Raw genomic sequence first — 6395 nt, 5'->3', positions numbered from 1 at the left:
GCCCAGCATTCCGATCATTATCTTTGCATCCGTTTCCAACGTATCGGCGGTCAAGCTGCTGATCGCCGGGATCGTGCCCGCCGTTCTGATCACCATTCTTTTGATGGCGCAGGTTGCGGTCATGGCGCGCATCTACAAGCTGCCGCGTGACGAGGTCAAATTCAACATTGCCGCCTTTGCGCGCAAATTCGTGATTTCGCTGCCCGCCCTTGCCGCCCCGGTTCTGTTGATCGGCGGTCTGGTATCGGGCTATTTCGGCCCGACCGAAGTTGCCGGTGTGACGGTGGCCTATGCGCTTTTGATCGGCAAATTCATCTATGGCCAGCTTGATCTCAAACGGGTTCTGACCGCAGCACGCGACAGTGTCGATGCCACGGGCAATGTTCTGTTTATTGTTGCCACTGCGGCCCTGTTTGCCTGGGTTCTGACCATGGACCGCCTGCCCGCGACGGCAAGCGAATTCCTGCTCGGCCTGTCAAGTGATCCGCTGGTTTTGCTTTTGATCGTCAATGTGTTGTTGCTGGTGGTCGGCATGTTCCTGGAATCGATTGCCGCCATCCTGATCATTGCACCGATCATAACACCTGCCATGACGGCCGCCGGTGTTGATCCGCTTCAGCTGGGCATTGTGTTCGTTCTCAACCTGATGATCGGGCTTCTGACCCCGCCGGTCGGCATGAGCCTTTATATGGTCAGCATCATCGCCAAGATGCCGCTGCACCGGGTGATCCGGGGTGCCCTGCCCTTCCTGTTACCGCTGTTTTTGTCGCTGCTCGCAGTGACCTGCATACCGGCAATCTCTGTGTGGTTGCCCAACCTTCTGGATTAAGTGAGGAAACATGAGCAGATTTCTCGGCGAAATTCGCCAGCTCGGTTATGTCGTACCCGATATCGAAGCGGCCATGGAATATTGGTCGACGACCATGGGTGTCGGCCCCTGGTATTATAACCCGCGCGTGCCGATCGAAGATTATCAGTATGACGGCAAGTCCTATGACGTGCACAACTCGGTCGCGCTTGCCAATTCCGGCTATGTTCAGGTCGAACTGATCCAGACCCGCAATGACGCACCGTCAATGTATCGCGACTTCCTGCAAGCCGGTCACACCGGTCTGCAACATGTCGCCTACTGGACCGAAAAGTTTGATGACGACCTTGCCCTGATGGAAAGCAAGGGCTTCAACGTCAAAATGAGCGGCAAGGTCGGTGACAATGGTCGCTTTGTCTATTTCGACAAGGAAATGCATCCGGGCACCGTGATCGAACTGTCCGAAGTGGTCGGCCCGAAAGGCCGCCTGTTCAAGTCGATCTACGAAGCCTCGATTGACTGGGATGGTTCCGATCCGATCCGTCCTTTCCCGTCGCTTTCGGAAATCTGAGCCATGGATTTGATCGAAGCCCGCTATCTTATCGAAACGCCGATGGACCCTGAAAAGATCGCCACCATCATGGCTGGCGAACAAAGCAGCGGGACATTCGTACGCGTGGCTGGTGAAACCGATGAATTGCGCGAACGCTGTGCGGCACGCGTGTTGTCGATCCGCGAACTGACCCCGGTCAATCATCCCAGCCTGCATAGCGCCTATCTGGCAGAACGTGGCGTCACCGGCCCGTATCGCCGCGCTGAAATCCGCATTGGGTTCCCGACTGGCAATATCGGTCATAACCTTGCGACACTGGCAGCAACGGTGTCGGGCAATCTTTATGATCTGGGCGAAGTTACCGGGCTTAAGCTGATTGATGTCACGGTGCCCAAGGCCTATCGCGATCTTTATGACTATCCGGTTGCCGGGACCAAGGGCACGCGCGATCGCATGAATGTACTGGATCGCCCGTTCTTTGGCACCATCATCAAGCCGAATGTCGGCCTGCGCAGTGACGATATCGCCAATCTGGTCGATCAGCTTTGCGAAGCCGGTGTGGATTTCATCAAGGATGACGAAGTTTGCGCCAATCCGGCATCGGCCCCGCTTGCGGAACGCATTCCCGCCGTCATGGACCGGGTGCGCCGGTATCGGGACCGTACCGGTCGCGATGTGATGATTGCCTTTAACATCACCGATGAAACCGATGCCATGCGCCGCCATGCCGACCTGATTGAAAAAGAAGGCGGATCATGCGCCATGGTCAGCATGAACTGGGCGGGTCTTTCGGCCCTTCAGACCCTTCGCAAATCGACAAGCCTTGTCCTGCATGGGCATCGCAACGGGTTTGGCGCATTATCGCGTCATCCGATGATCGGCATGGCGTTTCCGGCCTATCAGACGCTGTATCGTCTGACCGGGATGGATCACATGCATGTCCATGGCATGGGAGGCAAATTCTGTGACGAGGACAGTGAAGTCGCATCTTCGGCCCAGTTGTGCGGCGAACCGCTTGCCGCTGGCAACGGCGATGAAGACCGTGTTCTTCCGGTCTTTTCATCGGGCCAGTGGGCTGGCACCGTTCCAGCCACATACAAGGCCGTCGGGTCGGCCGATTTCATGTTCCTGGCCGGCGGCGGCATCCTTGCCCATCCGTCCGGCCCGGCCGCGGGCATCACCAGCCTGCGTCAGGCATGGGAAGCCTGCGAAGCCGGTATCAGCCTTGAACAACATGCCAAAACCAATCCGGCCCTGTCAGAAGCACTGGCATTTTACGGGGCACGAGGCTGACAATGACCAAACTCGTTTTCTGTGCCGATGATTTTACCGGGGCGTCCGATACGCTGGCAACACTTGCCCGTGGAGGGCTTTCCGCGCGTCTGTATCTGAATGCGCCCGATATGTCGGACCATAAAAACGATGATGGTCACGGGTCGTCGGGTTCTGACCCGGACAGCCTTGATGCCTTTGGTGTTGCAACGTCGCTTCGTGCTATGGGGGTCGAAGACGGCGTTGCCACCATCGGCGAACTTGCAGGTCAGCTGGCAAAAGCCGATTGCGGCCTCTATCATTTCAAGATCTGCTCGACCTTTGACAGTGCGCCCGAAACCGGCAATATCGCGGCTGTTGCCGATCGCTATGCGCAATCGGTCGGGGCGCGCTGGAAGGCGATCATTGGCGGGCAGCCGTCACTCAGACGCTTTTGTTTTTTGGGCAATCTGTTTGCCGCCATGGGATCGGGGCAAATCCACCGCATCGACCGCCATCCGGTGATGGCGAACCACCCGGTCACCCCGATGCGCGAAGCCGATTTGCCACGCCATCTTGCCGGTCAGGGCTGGGCAAAAGTCGGGCTGATTGATTTCACCATCATCGCGCAGGGGCGCGTGGCCTTGATTGCCGAAATCAGACGCCGCATCGCCGACGGGGAAACCGAAACCCTGTTTGATGTCACCACTGAAAACGATCTTTTGACCATTGGCGAAGCCCTGCGTGACATCGCCCGGTCCGAGGTCATCCTGTGCATTGGTGCAAGCAGTGTCGCACAGGCTCTTTTCCCGTCCTTTGCCCCGACACCCCCGTCGCCACGGGCGCTTCGTCGCGATGGCCCGGTCTTTGCCTTTGCCGGAAGCCGATCGCCCCTGACCGCTGAACAGGTCGCTTTGGCCACCAGATATGAAAAGATTGAAATATCGCCATCCGATCTTGGGGACCGCGATGCCCGCAATCGCGCCCGGACCGACTGCCTGTCGATCCTGGAAGCTGGCAAGAACCTTCTGTTTGCGGTGTCCGATGATCGCAACCACCAGATCAGCAGCCATAATCTTGCCCGTGCCAGCGCACAATTCATCGCCGATATCAGCCGGTCGGTATCGCTGGGTTTCTTGCTGATTGCCGGGGGCGATACATCAAGCCTGGCGGTACAGGCACTGGGTATTGAAAGCCTGTCCTTTGTGGCTGATTTCGATGCCGGTGCACCGATCATCCGCGCCCATGCCAATCAGAAAAACCTTGATCAGCTGCCCATGCTGCTCAAAGGCGGACAGATGGGAAAACCCGGTCTTTTTGATAATGTCGCCGGTCTTGCCACCGCCCGCGCCTAGCCGCGAAACGCCCGTGAAATCAGGAATAAATTCCTTCGACGCGATGCTGATCCCCTGTTAGGATGGGCCATGATCCGACATCAACAAATATGGGCCGCCCTTGACCAGATTGCCGAAGACCACGGTTTGACGCCGTCGGGACTGGCGCGACTGGCGCAGCTTGACCCGACCACATTCAACCGGTCCAAACGCACCACATCGCAAGGCAAGGCGCGCTGGCCTTCGACCGAAAGCATTTCCAAGGTGCTGTCGGTCACCGATGTCAGTTTTCGCGAATTTTCCGAACTGGTCGATGGTAACGGGGCCGGACGCATTCCGGTAATCGGCTTTGCCCAGGCCGGCAATCAGGGATTTTTTGACGATGCCGGTTATCCGGTTGGCGGATCATGGGAAGATATCACCTTTCCGGCCCTGCATGATCCGACGGCCTATGGCCTTCGCATTTCAGGTGATTCAATGGCCCCGGTTTTCCGTGACGGCGATCTGATCATTGTCAGCCCGGCATCAAATATCCGCCCCCATGACCGCGTGGTTGTCAAAACGATCGAAGGCGAAGTCATGGCCAAGGAACTGGTACGGCGCGGCGCACTTGGCGTTGAGTTGAAATCATTCAATCCCGCCTATGAAGACCGCTTTGTCCCGGCTGATCAGATTGACTGGGTGGCGCGTGTTTTGTGGTGCAGCCAGTAAAACCGGCTTTCCCGATATGTTCATGCCGGATGTTTGGCGGGGTCACGTCAAACGCCCGGTTTGGTCGCTTTTGCGTGATCCGCACCACATGGTTGCAGGAAAAAGACCTTTGATTACACAAAGGTCGTCTTCAAATTCGCGTTGCACGTCCTTACATTATGGCAAAAGGCACACATACGTGCCCCTTATGGGGAAAAGGAACATCGTTTGACGCTGCAACGCCAGTATATTTTACGCACCTTGGTGATTGCACTTGGCTATTTCCTGACAGGCTATGCCGGTTTGCAACTGCCATTCTTTGGCAGCAGTGTCACGCTTGTCTGGCCGCCATCGGGCATTGCGCTTGCCGCATTGATTGTCTGGGGCTGGCGCTATGCGCCTGCGGTGTTTATCGGTGCCCTTCTGGTCAATCTGGCAACGTCGCCGTCAGTGACCGTTTCAATTCTGATTGCCGCGGGCAATACGCTTGCCGCCCTTGGTCCGGCGCTGATTATTCGCCAGATTTGCGGCAACTATCCGCTTGACCAATTCCGCAAGATGGTGGTGTTCCTTGTGGTTGGCGGGCTGTGCAGCCCGGCCTTGTCGGCATTGTTTGGCACCACATCGCTCAGCCTTGTGGTCATTGGCGATTTCAACAAATTCACCGATATCTGGCAGGGCTGGTTCCTGGGCGATCTGGTTGGGGCGATTGTTGTCGGGCCACTTGTCATGCGTTTGATGCAGTGGCGGACATCGCCACGCTCAATGTCGCAATACGGGGAATTGGCGCTGATCTGTATCGCGTCCATTGTCATTGCCTCTGCGGTTCAGACCACGCCGCTGATTTCCAAGCCGGAATTTCTGTTTATCTTTGTCTCCCTGCCCTTTGTCATCTGGGGTGCGACCCGGTTCGGGTTGCTGGGCGCGACATTGATCAATGCGATCATTGTGGCAGATATCATCGTTTTTGCCGCCTTGGGCAACAACACCTTTGCCACGGTGGGCATCAATGCCGGGCTGCGCAATCTGTATGGCTATGTGATTGCAATCTCGGTTGGCACCCTGTTCCTTGCCGGGGGGATGGAACGGATATCATCGGTCACCACCCGGGCCCGTGACGGGCGGCTGTCTGATGATGTGCATCGCATGCGCCGCACCCTGTCGGTGGTGATCGGGGTGATCGGTTTTGGCGTTTCGGGTCTGGCATCCTGGTACACCTATAACCAGCTTGTCACAGCCGATCGCATTTCCACCGAACAATACCGTCTGGCATTTGAAGCATCCCTGCGCGAGGAACTGGGCCGCGCGACCGATGCGCTGATTGCGGTCAAGACGCTGTTTGATGTGCATGGCAGTGTGTCTGCCAATACCTTTGATGCGATGATCGCGCCCTGGATCAATCGCCGTCCGGGTGTTGCCGCCCTTGAATGGGCGCCGTTTATCGAAGGACGGGCACGTGCCCTGATCGAAGAAAACGCGGCACTGCGCGGGGTTGAAAACTTTGCCATTCGCGAAAAAGTTGATGGCGAAATGCAACCTGCCGCACAGCGCGACGGTTACTATCCGGTATTTTTTGTTTTTCCGCGTTCGGGCAACGAGGCGGCCGTCGGGTTTGATCTTGCCAGCGAACCGACCCGCCGGCGCGCGCTTGAAACCGCCCTTCATACCGGCAATGTCACCCTGACCGAGCCGGTCCGGCTGGTGCAATCATCATCGGCGGTTGTCACATCGCTTGCATTCCTGTCGGTGGAAAACCGCC

General features: G+C 57.2%; 6 protein-coding genes. All 6 read left to right on the top strand.

What is annotated here, in order from left to right:
• A partial coding sequence (locus tag AUQ42_RS08955; protein WP_156480862.1) for a TRAP transporter large permease occupies positions 1-829 on the top strand: 829 nt, incomplete at its 5' end.
• Between the two features lie 10 nt (positions 830-839).
• The gene (locus AUQ42_RS08950; RefSeq protein ID WP_068518750.1) at positions 840-1379 is read left to right on the top strand and encodes a VOC family protein; all 540 of its coding nucleotides are present in this window, start codon (positions 840-842) and stop codon (positions 1377-1379) included.
• Positions 1380-1382: 3 nt separating this feature from the next.
• Positions 1383-2654, top strand: coding sequence for a ribulose-bisphosphate carboxylase large subunit family protein (locus AUQ42_RS08945; RefSeq protein ID WP_068518749.1), 1272 nt, complete (start codon positions 1383-1385; stop codon positions 2652-2654).
• Between the two features lie 2 nt (positions 2655-2656).
• The gene (locus AUQ42_RS08940) at positions 2657-3967 is read left to right on the top strand and encodes a four-carbon acid sugar kinase family protein (RefSeq protein WP_068518748.1); all 1311 of its coding nucleotides are present in this window, start codon (positions 2657-2659) and stop codon (positions 3965-3967) included.
• 69 nt (positions 3968-4036) lie between these two features.
• Positions 4037-4657, top strand: a complete 621-nt coding sequence (locus AUQ42_RS08935) for a helix-turn-helix transcriptional regulator (protein WP_068518747.1) — start codon at positions 4037-4039, stop codon at positions 4655-4657.
• Between the two features lie 207 nt (positions 4658-4864).
• Positions 4865-6395, top strand: a 1531-nt coding sequence (locus tag AUQ42_RS08930) for an MASE1 domain-containing protein (RefSeq protein WP_231856720.1), incomplete at its 3' end; no start/stop codon positions are given.

Source organism: Thalassospira sp. MCCC 1A02491 (genome assembly GCF_001613785.1).
Taxonomy (GTDB): domain Bacteria; phylum Pseudomonadota; class Alphaproteobacteria; order Rhodospirillales; family Thalassospiraceae; genus Thalassospira; species Thalassospira povalilytica.
This window is presented reverse-complemented; position numbering and strand designations above follow the sequence as displayed.

Bases quoted from the DNA above. Each gene is read 5' to 3' on its own strand.
- AUQ42_RS08935 (WP_068518747.1), top strand. From the start codon at position 4,037: ATGATCCGACATCAACAAATATGGGCCGCCCTTGACCAGATTGCCGAA.
- AUQ42_RS08950 (WP_068518750.1), top strand. From the start codon at position 840: ATGAGCAGATTTCTCGGCGAAATTCGCCAGCTCGGTTATGTCGTACCC.
- AUQ42_RS08940 (WP_068518748.1), top strand. From the start codon at position 2,657: ATGACCAAACTCGTTTTCTGTGCCGATGATTTTACCGGGGCGTCCGAT.
- AUQ42_RS08945 (WP_068518749.1), top strand. From the start codon at position 1,383: ATGGATTTGATCGAAGCCCGCTATCTTATCGAAACGCCGATGGACCCT.